Source organism: Streptomyces malaysiensis subsp. malaysiensis (assembly GCF_040653035.1).
Taxonomy (GTDB): Bacteria; Actinomycetota; Actinomycetes; order Streptomycetales; family Streptomycetaceae; genus Streptomyces; species Streptomyces malaysiensis.
This window is the reverse complement of sequence record NZ_JBEZNG010000001.1, coordinates 1-18084: the sequence shown is the minus strand read 5'-3', so window position 1 is coordinate 18084 and position 18084 is coordinate 1. Positions and strand designations below refer to the sequence as shown.

13 protein-coding genes are annotated in these 18084 nt (G+C 72.6%); 11 read left to right on the top strand and 2 right to left on the bottom strand.

Going from position 1 to position 18084, the window contains the following annotated elements; genetic code table 11:
- Window positions 1-2119, top strand: a 2119-nt coding sequence (locus AB0E24_RS00065) for an AAA family ATPase (protein WP_359373943.1), incomplete at its 5' end; no start/stop codon positions are given.
- Window positions 2120-2335: 216 nt separating this feature from the next.
- A complete protein-coding gene (locus tag AB0E24_RS00060; RefSeq protein WP_069866462.1) occupies window positions 2336-3754 on the top strand; it encodes a sugar porter family MFS transporter in 1419 nt (472 codons plus the stop codon).
- A 43-nt stretch (window positions 3755-3797) separates the two neighbouring features.
- Here the strand turns inward: AB0E24_RS00060 and AB0E24_RS00055 are convergent, their stop codons facing one another.
- Window positions 3798-4784 carry an LLM class flavin-dependent oxidoreductase gene (locus AB0E24_RS00055; protein WP_069866460.1) on the bottom strand — a complete coding sequence of 329 codons (987 nt, stop codon included), beginning with the start codon at window positions 4782-4784 and terminating at the stop codon, window positions 3798-3800.
- Window positions 4785-4987: 203 nt separating this feature from the next.
- Between AB0E24_RS00055 and AB0E24_RS00050 the strand changes: the two genes are divergently transcribed.
- From AB0E24_RS00050 to ftsY, 5 genes are all read left to right on the top strand, one after another.
- Window positions 4988-5386, top strand: a complete 399-nt coding sequence (locus AB0E24_RS00050; RefSeq protein WP_079259120.1) for a YqxI family protein — start codon at window positions 4988-4990, stop codon at window positions 5384-5386.
- A gap of 131 nt (window positions 5387-5517) precedes the next feature.
- Window positions 5518-5817, top strand: coding sequence for a hypothetical protein (locus tag AB0E24_RS00045; RefSeq protein ID WP_079259121.1), 300 nt, complete (start codon window positions 5518-5520; stop codon window positions 5815-5817).
- A 1-nt stretch (window position 5818) separates the two neighbouring features.
- Entirely contained in the window at window positions 5819-7951 is a 2133-nt protein-coding gene (locus tag AB0E24_RS00040) for a sensor histidine kinase (RefSeq protein ID WP_250849678.1), read from the top strand.
- Between the two features lie 336 nt (window positions 7952-8287).
- Window positions 8288-8938: a response regulator gene (locus AB0E24_RS00035; RefSeq protein WP_069866454.1), complete on the top strand. Its 651-nt coding sequence runs from the start codon at window positions 8288-8290 to the stop codon at window positions 8936-8938.
- A 35-nt stretch (window positions 8939-8973) separates the two neighbouring features.
- Window positions 8974-10191 (top strand): signal recognition particle-docking protein FtsY, encoded by a 1218-nt coding sequence (gene ftsY, locus AB0E24_RS00030; protein WP_069866452.1) that lies wholly within the window; start codon window positions 8974-8976, stop codon window positions 10189-10191.
- 139 nt (window positions 10192-10330) lie between these two features.
- Here the strand turns inward: ftsY and AB0E24_RS00025 are convergent, their stop codons facing one another.
- Complete coding sequence (locus AB0E24_RS00025) at window positions 10331-10999, bottom strand: bifunctional DNA primase/polymerase (protein ID WP_069866451.1); 669 nt, start codon at window positions 10997-10999, stop codon at window positions 10331-10333.
- Between the two features lie 451 nt (window positions 11000-11450).
- On the opposite strand from AB0E24_RS00025, the gene nsdA reads away from it, so the two are divergent.
- From nsdA to AB0E24_RS00005, 4 genes are all read left to right on the top strand, one after another.
- Window positions 11451-12965 carry a transcriptional repressor NsdA gene (gene nsdA, locus AB0E24_RS00020; RefSeq protein ID WP_069866449.1) on the top strand — a complete coding sequence of 505 codons (1515 nt, stop codon included), beginning with the start codon at window positions 11451-11453 and terminating at the stop codon, window positions 12963-12965.
- A gap of 207 nt (window positions 12966-13172) precedes the next feature.
- Entirely contained in the window at window positions 13173-14465 is a 1293-nt protein-coding gene (locus tag AB0E24_RS00015; RefSeq protein ID WP_283883947.1) for an ammonium transporter, read from the top strand.
- The gene (locus AB0E24_RS00010) at window positions 14462-14800 is read left to right on the top strand and encodes a P-II family nitrogen regulator (protein ID WP_069866445.1); all 339 of its coding nucleotides are present in this window, start codon (window positions 14462-14464) and stop codon (window positions 14798-14800) included. The genes AB0E24_RS00015 and AB0E24_RS00010 overlap by 4 nt, the downstream gene beginning before the upstream one ends.
- Window positions 14801-14885: 85 nt before the next feature.
- The gene (locus AB0E24_RS00005) at window positions 14886-17426 is read left to right on the top strand and encodes a [protein-PII] uridylyltransferase (protein ID WP_359373937.1); all 2541 of its coding nucleotides are present in this window, start codon (window positions 14886-14888) and stop codon (window positions 17424-17426) included.
- Window positions 17427-18084 lie beyond the last annotated feature (658 nt).

Sequence of the window (18084 nt, the reverse complement as noted above, 5' to 3'; positions counted from 1 at the left end):
TGGTGCGCCTGAGGGCCCTACCGGGACGGCTGACGGCGCTGCCGCCGTGCCCGGTACGCGGGCGCCGGGGGCCGAGTCCGCGGGTCAGGGTGGCACGGAGGCCGTGAGCGGGGCCGGTGGGGAGGGGCGTGAGCCCCTTACGGGCTTCGGCGGTGTGCCGGCCGCGACCGAGCCCGGTGCCACGGTCGCCGCCGCGGGCGGGGCGTCCGCGGCGGTCGTTTCCGCACGGGTGCCGCAGCCCGCCGGGGGAGAGGCGGCCGTACCAGGGGACGAGCCGGGCGGGAGGGCCGCGGCCGTCGAAGCGTTGCCGCGGGTGGCGGACTTGGTGGACGGGCCCGCGGCGCTGCTGCCCGCCGTACGGCGGCTGCTCGGCGGCATGGTGGTGGTCGGGACCCTGGAGGAGGCCGAGGAACTGCTCGTGCGGCGGCCGGAGTTGACGGCTGTGACCGCCGAGGGCGATCTGCTCGGGGCGCACTTCGCGCAGGGCGGGTCCGCCGGGGCGCCCACGCTGCTGGAGGTGCAGGCGTCCGTCGACGAGGCGGCGGCTGAGCTCGAGCGGCTCGCCGTACGGTGCGAGGAGCTGGCCGGGGCGCAGCGCGCGGCCAAGGAGCGGCGGGGCGAGTGCCTGGCGCTGGTCGAGGAGCTCGCGGGCCGCCGGAGCGCGGCGGACCGGGAGAAGTCGCGGGTCGCGCAGTCCCTGGGCCGGCTGGCAGGGCAGGCGCGCGGGGCCGCCGGGGAGGCCGAGCGGTCGGCCGCGGCCGTCGCCAGGGCCGAGGAGGCGCTGGAGCGGGCCACCGAGGAGGCCGAGGAGCTGGCGGAGCGGCTGGCGGTGGCGGAGGAGGAAAACGCCGCGGGTGAAGGGGGCGTGGAGGAGCCCGACACCTCCGTACGGGACCGGCTGGCGGCCGACGGCGCCAACGCCCGGCAGACCGAGATGGAGGCGCGGCTCCAGGTCCGTACGCATGAGGAGCGCGTCAAGGGGCTCGCGGGGCGGGCCGACGCGCTCGACCGGGGTGCGCGCGCCGAGCGTGAGGCCCGGGCGCGCGCCGAGGAGCGGCGCGCCCGGCTGCGCCATGAGGCCGAGGTGGCCTGCGCGGTGGCCTCCGGCGCCCGTCAGTTGCTCGCGCATGTCGAGGTGTCGCTGGTACGGGCCGAGCGGGAGCGGGACGCCGCGGAGCGGGCCAAGGCCGACCGCGAGCGGGAGCTGGACGCGGCCCGCGGCCATGGGCGTGACCTCAAGAGCGAGCTGGACAAGCTGACCGACTCGGTGCACCGCGGCGAGGTGCTGGGGGCGGAGAAGCGGATGCGGATCGAGCAGTTGGAGTCCAAGGCGCTGGAGGAGTTGGGCGTCGAACCGGCCGGGCTGATCGCCGAATACGGCCCGGACCAGCTGGTTCCGCCGTCCCCGCCCGCCGAGGGCGAGGTGCTGCCGGAGGACCCGGAGCATCCGCGCAACCAGCCGGTGCGCTATGTGAGGGCACAGCAGGAGAAGCGGCTGAAAGCCGCGGAGCGCGCGTATCAGCAGCTGGGCAAGGTCAATCCGCTGGCGCTTGAGGAGTTCGCGGCGCTGGAGGAGCGGCATCAGTTCCTGAGCGAGCAGCTGGAGGACCTCAAGAAGACCCGGGCCGATCTCCTCCAGGTGGTCAAGGAGGTCGACGAGCGGGTCGAGCAGGTCTTCACCGAGGCGTACCGGGACACCGCGCGCGAGTTCGAGGGTGTGTTCTCGCGGCTGTTCCCGGGCGGGGAGGGGCGGTTGGTGCTGACCGACCCCGACAACATGCTGACCACGGGCGTGGATGTGGAGGCCCGGCCGCCGGGCAAGAAGGTCAAGCGGCTGTCGCTGCTCTCGGGCGGTGAGCGCTCGTTGACCGCCGTGGCCCTGCTGGTGTCGATCTTCAAGGCCAGGCCGAGCCCGTTCTATGTGATGGACGAGGTCGAGGCGGCGCTCGACGACACCAACCTCCAGCGGCTGATCCGGATCATGCAGGAGCTCCAGGAGGCTTCCCAGCTGATCGTGATCACCCACCAGAAGCGCACGATGGAGGTCGCCGACGCGCTGTACGGCGTCTCCATGCAGGGCGATGGCGTCTCGAAGGTCATCAGCCAGCGCTTGCGGTGACCGTTTCAATACTTGAAGTCAATACATTGCTGCCTGTGTCGGCATGCTGGAACGACTTCTTCGTCACACCCTATTGACTTCGAAACTTGAAGGAATAGTCTCTGCAACATTGCTTTTACCTTCAAGTGGTGGTCGACGCCTCGGCTGCCTCCGCTGGAAGGGCCAGCCGTCCCCCCACGTTCGGCAGCGCTGCCGAACGGGCGTCAGGAGTTCACGTTGTCCACCACCGTGCAGGCAGAGGGAGCCGAGGGCCGCAAGGCCCAGCCGGACCACCTCGGCCATGTCATCTTCATCACCGCAGCCGCCGCGATGGGCGGCTTTCTCTTCGGCTACGACAGCTCGGTGATCAACGGAGCGGTCGAAGCCATCCGCGGCAAGTACGACATCGGCTCCGCGGCCCTCGCCCAGGTCGTGGCCATCGCCCTGATCGGCTCGGCCATCGGCGCCGCCACCGCGGGCCGGATAGCCGACCGGGTCGGCCGGATCCGCGTCATGCAGATCGCCGCCGTCCTCTTCACGATCAGCGCGGTCGGCTCGGCGCTGCCCTTCGCGCTGTGGGACCTGGCGATCTGGCGAGTGCTCGGCGGCATCGGCATCGGCATGGCCTCGGTGATCGGCCCGGCCTATATCGCCGAGGTCGCCCCGCCCGCCTACCGCGGCCGGCTCGCCTCGTTCCAGCAGGCCGCGATCGTCGTCGGCATCGCCATCTCCCAGCTCGTCAACTGGGGCATCCTCAACCTCGCCGACGGCGAGCAGCGCGGCCAGATCGCCGGCCTGGAGGCATGGCAGTGGATGCTCGGCGTCATGGTCATCCCCGCCGTCCTCTACGGGCTGCTGTCCTTCGCCATCCCCGAGTCCCCCCGCTTCCTGATCTCCGTCGGCCGGACCGAGCAGGCCAAGGAGGTCCTGGAGGAGGTCGAGGGCAAGACCGTGGACCTAGATGTGCGGGTCGCCGAGATCGACCGGGCTATGCGCAGTGAGGAGAAGTCCACCTTCAAGGACCTCCTCGGCGGCCGGTTCGGTCTGCTGCCCATCGTCTGGATCGGCATCGGGCTCTCGGTCTTCCAGCAGCTCGTCGGCATCAACGTGGCGTTCTACTACTCCTCGACGCTGTGGCAGTCCGTGGGCGTGGACCCGAGCGGCTCGTTCTTCTACTCCTTCACCACGTCGATCATCAACATCCTCGGCACCGTGATCGCGATGATCTTCGTCGACCGGATCGGCCGCAAGCCGCTCGCGCTCATCGGCTCCGTGGGCATGGCCATCTCCCTCGCCCTGGTCGCCTGGGCCTTCTCGGCGCACCTGGTGGACGGCAAGCTGCCGCACGCCGAGGGCGTCCTGGCGCTGATCGCGGCCCACGCCTTCGTGCTCTTCTTCGCCCTCTCATGGGGTGTGGTGGTCTGGGTCCTGCTCGGCGAGATGTTCCCGAACAAAATCCGCGCGGCCGCCCTCGGTGTCGCCGCATCCGCCCAGTGGATCGCCAACTGGGCCATCACCGCCAGCTTCCCGAGCCTTTCGGACTGGAACCTGTCGGGTACGTACATCATGTACACGGCCTTCGCCGTGCTCTCGATCCCCTTCATCCTCAAGTGGGTGCCGGAGACCAAGGGTAAGGCGTTGGAGGAGATGGGCTAAATCCCCCCGCCGCCCGCTCCTCGTACCGGAGAACTGCCCCGCCTCAGTCCTTGAGGCGGGGCAGCACTCGTTCCGCGAACAGCCGCAGGGACTCCCAGCCCTCCTCGACCGGCATCCCGCCGCACAGCGGATGCAGCACCAGGCTCGCCGTCTCGCCGCCCTCCGCCGCCAGCGCCACGCACTCCTCGGGCGTGACGATGCGATAGACGCCCTCCTGGCGCAGCGCCGCCACGTCCTCGGCCCGTGAGCGCACCGCCGAGCGCACCGTGCCCTGCTGCCAGGAGGCGTACCTGCGCGCCTCGTACAGCAGATGGCCGCCGTAGCGCGCCCAGGCCCGGTCCGGGTCCTCGGACACATGCAGCAGCGGGGTGGCCGCCGGGGGCATCAGGCACCAGCCCTCGGTGCCGTACTCCGCGAGCCGCGCGTGGTAGTACGCCTCCAGCTCCGGCAGATGGGCGCTGGGGAAGAACGGCAGGCCCAGGCGGGCCGCGCGGCGGGCCGCCGCCTGGGAACTGCCGCCGATCAGCAGCGGCGGATGCGGCCGGGTGTACGGGCGCGGGGTGATCCGGACCGTGCGGCCCCGGTGTTCGAAGGGCTCGCCCGTCCAGGCCGCGAGCAGCGTCTCCAGCGCCTCGTCCTGAAGCGCGCCGCGCCGCTTCCACTCCTTGCCCTGGGCCTCGTACTCCTCCGGCCGGTAGCCGATCCCCGCCACCGTGATCAGCCGCCCGCCGCTGGCCAGGTCCAGCACGGCGAGGTCCTCGGCGAGCCTCAGCGGGTCGTACAGCGGCGCGATCAGCGCCGATACGGTGACGGTGATCCGGCGGGTGGCGCCCAGCAGCGTGCCCGCGAAGGCCAGCGGGGCGGGCAGCCAGTTGTCGGGGGACCCGTGGTGCTCCTCGGTCTGGAGGGTGGACAGACCCCGCTCATCGGCGAAGGCGGCCATCTCGAGGGCGGCGCGGTACCGCTCGGACAGGCCGCGCGGGGTCGCGTCGGGATCGACGAGGTTGAGGCGTACGACCGTGACGGGCATGCGGATGTCCTCCTTCGTCGAGGATGCGGCAGCCGGACCGTAGCTGACGGACCGTCAAATCGCCACCGTCATGGGCCGTTCGGCCCATCGCATGGGCACGGCCGGGACGGATGACTCATGCGCCTGGGACTCGGGGCGGCCGATCGTAAGGGTCGGCCCGCAACCCGGGCCGCAGCCCGCATACGCCAACTCAGGAGGGGCGCGTGACGATCAGCACGGGGGAATCGCTCATCACCGCGGCAGACATCGACGACCTCATCAACCGGGTCCGGCACACCGCCGGTGACCCCGGGGACCTGGAATGCGCCAAGGCCGCGCTCTTCTCCGGCCCCGGCCCGGACCCCGAAGCCGCACGGCTCGTCCGGCAGCGGCTGCTGGTGGTCGCCCTCCACTACGGAGGCGCGCTGCTGGCCAAGCTGCTCAGCCGGCTCAGCCCCCGCGAGACCGCGATGGTGCGCCGTTACGCACACCGGCTCGCCAACTTCCTGGACACGCTGGAGGTCTGGGCGGCGCAGCCCATCATGCTCGCCCTGATGCGATTCGGACTGCCTTACGGAGAGGCGGAGTCGATCGCCGTCGCCGTACTGCTGCTCGTGGGGTGAGCGTCCCCTCCTGGCACCGCCGATGGAAACGGGGGTGCTAGGAGGTCACCGGTTCGGGTGGGCCGGGGCATCTACGCACTTCACGGCCGCGGTGGCGGGTAGTGCTCGGGCGAGACACAAGGAGAACGACCATGCGCCCTACCCGAATCCGCACGGCGATCGCACTCGGCCTGAGCGCCGGGGCCGTCATGTGGACCGCGGCCGCCTCCCCCGCCACCGCCTCCTCCCCGGCCGCCGCGTCCGGGGACACGGCCTGGCGGGAGGCGGGGCACTACGACACCACCGCCGCCTGCAAGCGCGCCGGTAAGACGGGCATCCAACGGCACAAGTGGGACGAGTACAAATGCCGCCCCGGCCGCAACGACAACTACGTCACGCTGTGGGTCAGAGGCGGCGGCTCCGGCGCGGCGCGCGCCCTGAACACCGGCTGAGATGCGCCATGCGGCACTGCCGAGGGACCGCGCCGTGCGCGCCGCGGGCGGGGCCTCGGCACTGATCGTGGTGGTCCTGGCCGTATGGGTGGCCGGGCTGCTGCGGGTCAACGACCAGTGGCTCGCGCTCGCCTACCCGCACCCCCGGGGCGCCGCCGTGCTCACCAGGGTCGCCGTGGGCGTCCCGGTGCTCGGCGTCGGAGTGCTGCTGCTGGCCGAGCGCTCGGCCCGGCGCTACGGCGGCGTCCTGCTGGTGGCGGGCGGCCTGTGGCTGCTGCCCTCGGCCGCGGCCGGGCTGCTGGGCCTGGCCGACCTGGGCACCACCGGCGCCGTACTGTCCCTGCTGCTCGCCGCCGCCAAGATGGCCTGCCGCCCGCTGACCGTGCTGCTGCTGCCGCTGTGGCTCTTCCCGCGGGGCGGGCGCAGGCGGTGGCAGTGGTGGGTGATCAGCCTGGGCGCGTCCGGCTACTGGCTGGGGTTCGCGGGGCTGTGGCTGATCAGCGAGCCCCGGGTGGGCTCCGTGTCCAACCCGGCGTTCGCCACCGCGGGCGGCCAGTGGGCCTTCGACCACCTCGACGCCTACGCCGAGGCCGAACCCTGGGTGCTGCGCAGCGTCGCCGCGGCCGTGACCGCCGCCCTGTGCTGCCGCGCCGCCCTCTCGCGCGGCGCCGAGCGGCGCGACTGGGCGCTGCTGGCCGCCGCCTACCCCGCCTGCGTCTCGCTCCTGCTGTCCCAGTGGGGCGAGGGCGTGCCCACCATCGTGGCCCGCACCGCCGGCAGCGCCGTATGGGCCGCCGCGATCTGCCTCGGCGTCGCCCGCACCGGCATATGGCGGCTGGACCGCTCCACCAGCCACCGCCTCGCCCGCGCCTTCGTCCTCACCTCCCTGGCCGCCGTGGTGGTCTGCACGGTCGTCGCCGTCCAGGCCGGACTGCCCTCGGTACGGAGCGGGGCCACCACGATCACCGCCGGATGCGCCCTGGTGCTGGGCTGGGGGCTGCGGCCCAGCGCCCGCTGGCTCACCCTCTGCGTCGAGCGCGCCTTCTACGGGCCCAGGGCCCGCCCGCACGAGGCCGTGAGCGCCCTCGCCGTACGCCTCCAGCAGGCCCCGCACCCCGGCGAGGTGCCGCAGCAGATCTGCCGCAGCGCCGTGGAGGACCTCGGCGTCTCGGGCGCCGCCGTCAGCGTCGACACCCGCGCCGGGCCCCGGCGGCTGGCCTCCGCGGGGGCTCCGCTGACCGGTCCGGTCCAGACGTTCCTGCTGCGCCACCACGGCCGCACCGTCGGCCGTCTGGAGGTCTCCCGCGACGGCTCCGGCACCCCGGCCGAACGCGACAGCGGGCTGCTCTCCGTCCTCGCCGACCAGGCCGCCCCCGCGCTCGCCGCGCTGCGCCTGGCCGAGGAGGCCCAGGCCGCCCGCGAGCGCCTGGTGCTCGCCCGTGAACAGGAGCGCCGCAGGCTGCGCCGGGAGATCCACGACGGACTCGGCCCCCAACTGGCCGCCGTAAGGCTGCGCCTGGACATCGCACAGACCTCCTGCCCGCCCGGCCACCCCGCCACCCCCCAGCTGTGCGAGGCCGCCGAGACGCTCGCCGAGGCCCTGGTCGAGGTGCGCCGCATCACCGCGGGCCTGGCCCCGGCCGCGCTGGCCGAGCGCGGACTGGCCGGTGCGGTACGGGACCTGGCGCACCGGCTGGGCGTCGACGGCCTGCGGGTCGGCGTGGCCAGCCGCCCCGCGGCGCTGCCCCCGCTGGCGCCCGGCGTCGAGACGGCCGCGTACCGGATCGCCTCGGAGTCGTTGACCAACGCCGTACGACACGCCCGGGCCCGCCAGGTGAGCGTCGAGCTGACCGCGGGCCCGGACACCCTCGAGGTCAAGGTCACCGACGACGGGAGCGGACTGCGCGAGACCGCGGTGCCCGGCGTCGGCCTCGCCTCGGTCACCGAACGCGCCGAGGAGATCGGCGGCTCCTGCTCGGTGACCGGATCGGAGACCGGCACGGTGGTGCACGCGGTGCTGCCACTGGCCGGGCCCGGCGAGCACGGCAACCCCGAGGAGCGCAGGAAGCCCACGGGACACGAGGCGTGCCGGGCACTGCTCAAGACGAGCAGACCGGTGAGCAGGGCGCCTTAGGACTCTTGGGTGCCAGCCGCCTTGGGGCGAGTTATGGGTGCCTCGGAGCCTTCGGGGGCCAACCGACGTGGGCCAAGGGGAGCCTCGCAGCCGCCGGGCGCTTGGTCGTACCGGCCGGGTACCGCCCATCGGCAACTGGGCAAGCCGAAGGGTGCCGTAGAGCATCCGGGCGCTTGGTTCTTCCGGCGAGTGAGCCGAAGGGGCGCGTCGCTGTCGAAAGGGAGAGCGCGCGGAGGCCCCTGAGGAACGAAGGGGCCGAGCACGGTCGACCGTCGACAGCGACTAAAGCGCCCCGGAGGCGAACCGAGCCTCAAAAAAAGAAAGAAGGAGCGAAGCGTGGCGCAGTGGCGGGTGTTGCTGGTGGACGACCATCCCCTTTTCCGGGAGGGCTTGGCCGCCGCCGTGAACCTCGACGATGCTTTCGCCGTCGTCGGCCAGGCGGCCTGCGCGGACGGCGCGATAGCCGAGGCCGTGCGTACCGAGCCGGATCTGGTCGTCATGGACCTGGGCCTGCCGGGCCGGTCGGGGCTGGAGGCGACCCGGCGGATTCTGTGCGATCACCCCGAGACCCGGGTGCTGGTCATGACGATGTCCGAGGACGACGACAGTCTGCTGGCCGCCGTGCGCGCCGGGGCCCGTGGCTATCTCCTCAAGGGCGCGGGCCGGGACGAGATCCTGCGGGCGCTGCACACCGTGGCGCGCGGCGGCGCGATCTTCAGCCCGCGGATGGCCGAGCGGCTCGGGGCGCTGGTCGGGGCCTCCGGTTCGGCGTCGGCGAAGGAGGCGTTCCCGACCCTGACCGCCCGGGAGCGGGAGGTGCTGGATCTGCTCGCGGCCGGACTGGGCTATCGCCAGATCGCCCAGCGGCTGGTGGTGACGGACAAGACGGTGCGCAATCACGTCGGCTCGATCTTCGCCAAGCTCCAGGTGCACGACCGCGCGCAGGCGATCGTGCGCGCCCGGCAGGCCGGTCTGGGAGGCGAATGACTCGCTTCCCCTCGTGGCTGATACTGGGGGGCGTTATGGAATACCTCATCCTTGCCGTAGTCATCGCTGTGGTCGCGGTTGCCGCGATCAGCGGGCTCGTGATCAGCGGCCGCAAGAAGAAGCGGCTGCCCCCGCCCCCGCCCAGCAGCCCCACCGTCACCGCGCCGCCCGCCGAACCGCACGTCGGCGAGGAGGCCGAAACCCCGCGTGAGGAACCACGCAGAACCATCGAGGAGGTGGATCTTCCGGGGGCCGGGGCCCCGGCCGCCACCGCGGAGGCACCCGCCCCCGAGGTCCCGCCGATCGAGGTCCCGGAGCCGACCGCCGGCCGGCTGGTGCGGCTGCGCGCCCGGCTGTCCCGTTCCCAGACCACTCTGGGCAAGGGGCTGCTGACGCTGCTGTCCCGGGAGCACCTCGACGACGACACCTGGGAGGAGATCGAGGACACGCTGCTGACCGCGGACGTCGGTGTGGCGCCGACCCAGGAGCTGGTCGAGCGGCTGCGGGAGCGCGTCAAGGTGCTCGGCACCCGTACCCCCGACGAGCTGCGCGGGCTGCTGCGGGAGGAGCTGCTGCGCCTCATCGGCACCGAGGCCGACCGTTCGGTGCACACCGAGAGCGGTGTGGGCGTGAACGGCGAGGAGAAGCCGGGCGTCGTCATGGTCGTCGGCGTCAATGGCACCGGTAAGACCACCACGACGGGCAAGCTGGCCCGGGTGCTCGTGGCCGACGGCAAGTCGGTGGTGCTCGGCGCGGCCGACACCTTCCGCGCGGCCGCCGCCGATCAGCTCCAGACCTGGGGCGAGCGGGTCGGTGCCCGTACGGTGCGCGGGCCGGAGGCCGGCGACCCGGCGTCGGTGGCCTTCGACGCGGTGAAGGAGGGCATCGCCGAGAGCGCGGATGTCGTCCTGATCGACACCGCCGGGCGGCTGCACACCAAGACGGGTCTGATGGACGAGCTGGGCAAGGTCAAGCGGGTCGTGGAGAAGCACGGCGCGGTCGACGAGGTGCTGCTCGTCCTCGACGCCACGACCGGGCAGAACGGCCTGGTGCAGGCGCGGGTGTTCGCCGAGGTGGTGGACATCACCGGCATCGTGCTGACCAAGCTGGACGGCACCGCCAAGGGCGGCATCGTGGTCGCGGTCCAGCGTGACCTCAACGTCCCGGTCAAGCTGGTGGGGCTGGGCGAGGGCGCGGATGATCTCGCGCCGTTCGAGCCGGAGGCGTTCGTCGACGCGCTGATCGGCGGCTGAGGCCCGTGGTGGGGGGAGTACCGATAGCGCGCCGGACGGGCCGGGGTTGACTCCCGGCCCGTCCGGCGTTTCGCGTCAGGAGGGGGCGCCGTTTCAGGCCCAGGACCGTACCCGCGTCCCGTGTCACGGGGCGGCCGCCTCAGGCCCCTGCCCGGTGGCTCAGATAGGCGAGCGTGCCCAGGACCAGCCGGGCGTGCGGCGGACGCGCGGTGTCGAGGGTCGGCGGGCGCAGCCAGCGGACCGGTCCGAGGCCGCCGAGGTCCGAGGGCGGGGCGGTGATGTGGTCGCCCGGGCCGAGGCAGTTCAGATCGAGCTCGGCGTCGTCCCAGCCCATGCGGTACAGCAGCTCGGGGAGTTCGGCGGCGGCGCCAGGGGCGACGAAGAACTGGGCGCGCCCGTGCGGGGTGACGGCCACCGGGCCGAGTGGCAGCCCCATCCGTTCCAGCCGGACCAGCGCGTGCCCGCCCGCGTACTCGGACACCTCCAGGATGTCGAACGAGCGGCCCACGGGCAGCAGCACGGCCGCCCCCGGGACCCGCTCCCACGCGGCCGCGGCGTCGTCCAGGGTGGCGCCCGCGGGAACGCCGGGGGTGAAGGTCAGCGGATGCGCGCCGGGGGAGGAACAGCCGTGGTCACCGCATGAGCATTCGTTTCTGCCGCCCCCCGAGCCCCGTGTCGCCCGCGCGCCCGGCACCACGTCCCAGCCCCACAGACCGGTGTACTCCGCCACCGTCGTGGACTCGGACGTACGGCCGCGGCGCCGTGAGCCGGACCGCATGTCCCGGATGCCGCCGATCGTGAAGTCCATGCCCCCTCCAACGGGTCCCGCTCTCGATGGTTACGAGCCGAAGCGCCACGATGACACTCCGTCGCCGGTGAGGGCGCGGCGGTGTGCGCTCCGATGTGACGGAGGTGGTGGGACGCGACCCGTGCGCCCCCGCTTGCACCCCTGCATCTGTTCCCGTCGCCCTGGTGTCAAGTGAATCGTGGGAAACGGCAACCGGGTTCATTCGAAGGGGTGGCGAATGGTGGCGTTTTCGGGAACCGCCTCGCCGGAGGCGTGATCGTAGGATTACTTTCAGTGCGCAGTCCCTGGATATGGCGCTCGCTCGAATACGAGCTGACGATGGGCGGATTACGGATCGGTACATGCCACTGGCATGAGGCCGTTCTCCGTCCGGACGGTTGATGCGCCTCATCCCGGGGACAACTGACCGTGACAGACGGCATTCTGGTGGCGGTCCGGGAAAATTCGTGGGATGGGGGCGTTCCGGGTGGGCGACGGCGGCGGCGGTGCTGGGAAGCGCCCCAATGCGCAATTGGGGTCGTGGTTCGTGCGCAGCGGCTGGTCGAAGGGGGAGCTGGCGCGCCAAGTGAACCGCAGAGCGCGGCAGTTAGGCGCCCACCACATCAGTACCGACACCTCGCGGGTGCGCCGCTGGCTGGATGGTGAGCAGCCCCGGGAGCCGATTCCGCAGATTCTCTCCGAGCTGTTCTCCGAGCGCTTCGGCTGTGTGGTGGGCATCGAGGACCTCGGGCTGCGCGCCGTCCACCGGTCACCGTCCGTGTCCGGGGTGGACCTTCCCTGGGCCGGGCCCGAAACGGTCGCGCTGATCGGCGAGTTCTCCCGCAGCGATCTGATGCTCGCCCGCCGCGGCTTCCTCGGCACCTCGCTCGGGCTGTCCGCGGGCCCCGCCCTCATCGAGCCGATGCAGCGCTGGCTGGTGCCCTCGCCGGGCGGGCAGCCCGGCGGCGCCAAGGCGGCGGGCGGCGGGCGCACCCGCCGGGTCTCCCGGCTCTCCGAGCCCGAGCTGGAGCTGCTGGAGTCCACCATCGTGATGTTCCGCGCCTGGGACGCCCAGTGCGGGGGCGGGCTGCGCCGCAAGGCGGTGGTCGGCCAGCTGCACGAGGTCACCGACCTGCTCCAGGAGCCGCATGCGGACGCGGTCTCCCGGCGGCTGTTCAAGGTCGCGGGCGAGCTCGCCCAGCTGGCCGGGTGGATGAGCTACGACGTCGGGCTCCAGCCCACCGCGCAGAAGTACTTCGTGCTCGCCCTTCACGCCGCCAAGGAGTCCGGGGACCGCCCCCTCGGCTCGTACATCCTCTCCAGCATGAGCCGCCAGATGATCCACGTCGGGCGGCCCGACGACGCGCTGGAGCTGATCCACCTCGCCCAGTACGGCAGCCGGGAGAACGCCACCCCGCGCACCCAGGCCATGCTGTACGCGATGGAGGCCCGCGCGTACGCCAACATGGGCCAGCCCAGCAAATGCCATCGCGCGGTGAAGATGGCCGAGGACAGCTTCGCCGATTGCGCCGGGGGCGACGGCGACCCGGACTGGATCCGCTTCTTCTCCGAGGCCGAGCTCAACGCGGAGAACGCCCACTCCTACCGCGACCTCGCCTATGTCGCCGGCCGCAGCCCCACCTACGCCAAGATGGCCGATCCGGTGATGCGCAGGGCAGTGCGCCTCTTCGGCCAGGAGATCGAGAACGACGCGGGCCCCCAGCGTTCGTATGCGCTCAACCTGATCGGGATGGCCACCGTCCACCTGCTCCAGAAGGAGCCCGAAAAGGCCGCCGCGGTCGCCCATGAGGCGCTGCCGCTCGCCAAGCGGGTGCGTTCGGAGCGGGTCAACAACCGGCTGCGCAAGACCGTGGACACGGCGGTGCGCCAGTTCGGCGACGTACCGGAGATCACCGACCTCGGGGAGCGACTGGCCACTCTCATGCCCGACAACCCGGAGACGACGGGTCCGGGCCGGGCCGTCTGAGCACTCCCGGCGATGATCGCGACACGGTAACGGAGGGTTCCGCCCCGCCCACCGCGGTTCATCGGCACGTAACACTCCCGCGTCCTTCGTCACTGCGGTGAAACATCGGGTGGCATCGGCTGAAACGGCGCTGCGCCAACCTCAAGGCGAATACCGGCCCCCCGATGTCCTGCCCGCACGGGCCGTCGTTTCGAGGAGACGTCCACATTGAATGGCGCAAATACCGCGTTCGTATTGATCAGCGCCGCGCTCGTGATGCTGATGACCCCCGGCCTGGCCTTCTTCTACGGCGGCATGGTGCGGGTGAAGAGCGCCCTGAACATGCTGATGATGTCCTTCATCTCGCTCGGCGTCATCTCGCTGCTGTGGGTGCTGTTCGGCTACTCGCTCACCTTCGGCGATGACATCGGCGGCGGGCTGCTGGGCAATCTCGACCACATCGGCTTCAAGGGCATCGACCCCACCTCGCTGTGGGGCGAGAAGCCCGACGCGATTCCGGTCCTGGCCTTCGCGCTCTTCCAGCTGATGTTCGCGGTGATCACCCCCGCGCTGATCAGCGGAGCCGTCGCCGACCGCGTCAAATTCGGCGCCTGGACGCTCTTCATCACGCTGTGGTCCACGGTCGTCTATTTCCCGGTCGCGCACTGGGTCTGGCAGGCCGACGGCTGGCTGTTCAAGAGGGAGGTCATCGACTTCGCGGGCGGCACGGCGGTGCACATCAACGCGGGCGCCGCGGGCCTGGCCGTGGCCCTGGTGCTCGGCAAGCGCATCGGCTTCAAGAAGGACCCGATGCGCCCGCACAACCTGCCGCTGGTGATGCTCGGCTCCGGTCTGCTGTGGTTCGGCTGGTTCGGCTTCAACGCCGGCTCCGCCCTCGCCGCCAACGGGACGGCCGCCAACATGGCCTTCAACACCCAGATCGCCACCGGTGTCGCCATGCTCGGCTGGCTCGCCTACGAGCGCATCCGGCACGGCGCCTTCACCACGCTGGGCGCCGCCTCCGGCGCGGTCGCGGGCCTGGTCGCCATCACCCCCTCGGGCGCGGCGGTGAACGCCTGGGGCGCCATCGTGATCGGTCTGGTGGCCGGCGTCGTCTGCTCCTGGGCCGTCAGCCTCAAGTACAAGCTGGGCTACGACGACTCGCTCGACGTGGTCGGGGTGCACCTGGTCGGCGGCCTCATCGGCACCCTCCTGGTCGGCGTCCTCGCCACCGACGGCGTCGGCGGCGCGGCCCAGCTGGGCAGGCAGGCCCTCGGCGCCTTCACGGTGCTGATCTACTCCTTCGTCGTCTCCTGGATCCTCGCCAAGCTCATCCACATCACCATCGGCTTCCGGGCCAGTGAGGACGACGAGCTCGGCGGCGTCGACCAGGCGTTCCACGCCGAGACCGCCTACGACTTCAGCGCCGTCGGCGCATCGCCCCGCAGTAGTACGGTGCCCGCTTCCGGCCAGGGCGCGTCCGCGCCGCAGAAGCCGCACAACAAGAAGGTGGACGCGTGAAGCTCATCACCGCAGTGGTCAAGCCGCACCGGCTCGACGAGATCAAGGAAGCGCTCCAGGCGTTCGGCGTCCAGGGCCTGACCGTCACCGAGGCCAGCGGCTACGGCCGGCAGCGCGGCCACACCGAGGTCTACCGGGGCGCGGAGTACACCGTCGACCTGGTGCCCAAGGTGCGCATAGAGGTGCTGGTCGAGGACGAGGACGCCGATGACCTCATCGACGTGGTGGTCAAGGCGGCCCGCACCGGAAAGATCGGGGACGGCAAGGTCTGGAGCGTCCCCGTGGAGACCGCCGTCCGGGTGCGCACCGGGGAGCGCGGCCCGGACGCCCTCTGAGGGCCCGGCCGTTCAGGGCCCGCCACGATCCGGACAGCCAGTGGCACGCGGACAGGGAGCCGAGTTGACGGAAAGCCTCGAGACCATGACCGACACCACCGACTCGGGGCCCGGCGGCTACGCGGCGGCCCGGCTGCGACTCCTCCAGGAGGGGTCGCGGTCCGGGCCGCCGCGCCGTTCCGCCCTGGCCGACCTCACCGACCAGTGGCTGGCCGCGCTGCTCACCGGCGGCGTGGAGAGCGCGGGGATCGGCCGGGGCGCCGCCCTGGTGGCGGTCGGCGGCTACGGACGCGGTGAACTCTCCCCGCGCAGCGACCTCGATGTACTGCTGCTGCACGACGGCACCGCCGACCGCTCGGCCCTCGCCGCGCTCGCCGACCACATCTGGTACCCCGTCTGGGACATGGGCCTCGCCCTCGACCACTCCGTGCGCACCCCCGACGAGGCCCGCGGCACGGCCGCCGAGGATCTCAAGGTCCAGCTCGGCCTGCTCGACGCCCGCCATATCGCGGGCGACGCGGCGCTCACCGCCGATCTGCGCACCGCTGTCCTCGCCGACTGGCGCGCCCAGGCCCCGCGGCGGCTGCCCGAGTTGCACGCGCTGTGCCAGGAGCGCGGCGAGCGCCACGGTGAGCTCCAGTTCCTGCTCGAACCCGATCTGAAGGAGGCCCGCGGCGGGCTCCGCGACGCCACCGCGCTGCGCGCCATCGCCGCCTCCTGGCTCGCCGACGCCCCCCGCGAGGGCCTCGACGAGGCTCGCGGGCGGCTGCTGGACGCCCGCGACGCGCTCCACCTGTCCACCGGCCGTGCCACCGAGCGCCTCGCGCTCCAGGAGCAGGACCAGGTCGCGGGCGCCCTCGGGCTGCTGGACGCCGACGCCCTGCTGCGCCAGATCTACGAATCGGCCCGGATCATCTCCTACGCGAGCGATGTCACCTGGCGCGAGGTGGAGCGGGTGCTGCGCGCCCGCTCGGCCACCCGGCCCCGGCTGCGGGCACTCCTCGGCGGCCGGGGCGGACGCGGCGGCGGAAGCGGCCCGGACGCGGGGGAGCGCAGTCCGCTCGCCGAAGGTGTGGTGGAGCAGGACGGCGAGGTGGTGCTGGCCCGCACCGCGCGCCCCGACCGCGACCCCGTGCTCCCCCTGAGGGCAGCCGCGGCCGCCGCCCAAGCCGGGCTTCCGCTCTCGCTGCACGCCGTAAGGCGGCTGTCCGCCGCCGCTCGGCCGCTGCCGGTGCCATGGCCGCCCGAGGCCAGGGAGCAGCTGATCACGCTGCTTGGCGCGGGCGAGTCCACCGTCGGGGTGTGGGAGGCCCTCGAGGCGGAGGGGCTGATCACCCGGCTGCTGCCGGACTGGGAGCGGGTGCGCTGCCGTCCGCAGCGCAACCCCGTCCACCGCTGGACCGTGGACCGCCATCTGGTCGAGACCGCGGTCCGGGCCAGCGCCCTCAGCCGGCGGGTCGGCCGCCCCGATCTGCTGCTGGTCGCCGCGCTGCTGCACGACATCGGCAAGGGCTGGCCCGGTGACCACTCGGTGGCCGGGGAGACCATCGCGCGCGACGTCGCCGCCCGCATCGGCTTCGACCGCGCGGACGTCGCGGTGCTCGCCACCCTCGTACGCCACCATCTGCTGCTCGTCGAGACCGCAACCCGCCGCGACCTGGACGACCCGGCCACGGTGCGCTCGGTCGCCGAGGCCGTCGGCGGCGCCACCACCCTGGAGCTGCTGCACGCCCTCACCGAGGCCGACGCGCTCGCCACCGGCCCCGCGGCCTGGAGCGCCTGGCGCGGCTCCCTCGTCGCCGACCTGGTCAAACGAGTCTCGGCGGTGCTCGCGGGCGAACCCGCGGACGACTGGTCCACCCCACAGCGGACCACGGCCGAACAGGAACGCCTCGCGGTCGAGGCATGGCGCACCGGCGGCCCGGTGCTCGCCCTGCACGCACGCTCGGAGGCGCTGGCACCGGGCGACGCGGGCGGCCCCGAATGGGCACCGGAGGAAGGCACCACCGGCCCCGAGCCGATCGGCGTGGAACTGCTCATCGCCGTCCCCGACCAGCCCGGCGTCCTTCCCATCGCGGCCGGTGTGCTGGCCCTGCACCGCCTTACGGTGCGCGCCGCGGATCTGCGCGCCGTCGACCTGCCGAAGGAACTGGACACGGCCGGCGCGGCGGACGGGGTACTGCTGCTGAGCTGGCGGGTGGCGGCCGAATACGGTTCGCTGCCCCAGGCCGCCCGGCTGCGGAACGACCTGCTGCGTGCCCTCGACGGCTCGCTCGACATCGTCGCCCGCCTCGCCGAACGCGAGGCCGCCTACCGCAAGTACCCCCGCCGCCACGGCGTGCACGCCCCACCACCACGGGTCACGGTCGCCCCCGGCAGCTCCCAGCTGGCCACGGTGATCGAGGTCCGCGCCCAGGACGCCCCCGGCCTCCTGCACCGCATCGGCCGCGCCCTGGAGGCCACCGGAGTAGCGGTCCGCAGCGCCCACGTCTCCACCCTCGGCGCCAACGCGGTGGACGCCTTCTACGTCACAGACGCCTCCGGCGCCCCCCTGAAGCCCCTGCACGCGACCGAGATCGCCCAGCAGGTCGAGCAGACCCTGACCGGCAGCCCGCCGGGCCAGTGAGGCCCGGAGCTCATGATTTATCTCTCGGCCGTCCGAGAACAGGTCCGGCGCGAATAAGTGCCACGTCCTGGCCGCTGGGGCGATTGAGGAGCGGGGTCACGGGCGTATTGGGCCTCCAGCGACCCTGGTGTCCGAGGAGCGGCGTCCGGGCTTATGGGCCCCCAGCGGCTTGGCGTTTGAGGAGCGGGTCCGGACGTGTGTGGGTCACCTCCCAGCCGCTCGGGTTTTTGAGGAACGGGGTCTGGGGCGTATGGGCGCGGCTTTCCAGTTGCCCTGGCGTTTGAGGAACGGGGTCTGGGGCGTACGGGCGCCACTTCCCAGCTGCCCTGGCGTTTGAGGGGCAGGCCACGGGGCGTACGGGCGCCGCTTTCCAGTCGCCCTGGCGTTTGAGGAGCAGGTCCGGGCCGTACGGGCGCCGCTTTCCAGGCGCCTTGGCGTTTGAGGGGCAGGTCCGGGGCATATGGGCGCCACTTCCCAGCTGCCCTGGCGTTTGGGGAGCGGGTCCGGGGCGTATGGGCCCACTTTTCAGCCCCTCCGGCGATTGAGGAGCGGGGTCCAGGGGCGGAGCCCCGGCGGGGGTTCGGGGGCGGAGCCCCCGGAACGGGGTCTGGGGCGCAGCCCCAGCGGGGCCCGGGGCGGAGCCCCGGTTCGGGAAGGG

What these genes read in the sequence shown, in the direction of transcription:
- AB0E24_RS00040 (WP_250849678.1), top strand. Translation starts at nt 5,819, where the DNA reads ATGCGCCATGCGGCACTGCCGAGGGACCGCGCCGTGCGCGCCGCGGGC.
- nsdA (WP_069866449.1), top strand. Translation starts at nt 11,451, where the DNA reads ATGGGGGCGTTCCGGGTGGGCGACGGCGGCGGCGGTGCTGGGAAGCGC.
- AB0E24_RS00055 (WP_069866460.1), bottom strand. Translation starts at nt 4,784, where the DNA reads ATGCCCGTCACGGTCGTACGCCTCAACCTCGTCGATCCCGACGCGACC.
- ftsY (WP_069866452.1), top strand. Translation starts at nt 8,974, where the DNA reads ATGGAATACCTCATCCTTGCCGTAGTCATCGCTGTGGTCGCGGTTGCC.
- AB0E24_RS00025 (WP_069866451.1), bottom strand. Translation starts at nt 10,999, where the DNA reads ATGGACTTCACGATCGGCGGCATCCGGGACATGCGGTCCGGCTCACGG.
- AB0E24_RS00005 (WP_359373937.1), top strand. Translation starts at nt 14,886, where the DNA reads ATGACCGACACCACCGACTCGGGGCCCGGCGGCTACGCGGCGGCCCGG.
- AB0E24_RS00045 (WP_079259121.1), top strand. Translation starts at nt 5,518, where the DNA reads ATGCGCCCTACCCGAATCCGCACGGCGATCGCACTCGGCCTGAGCGCC.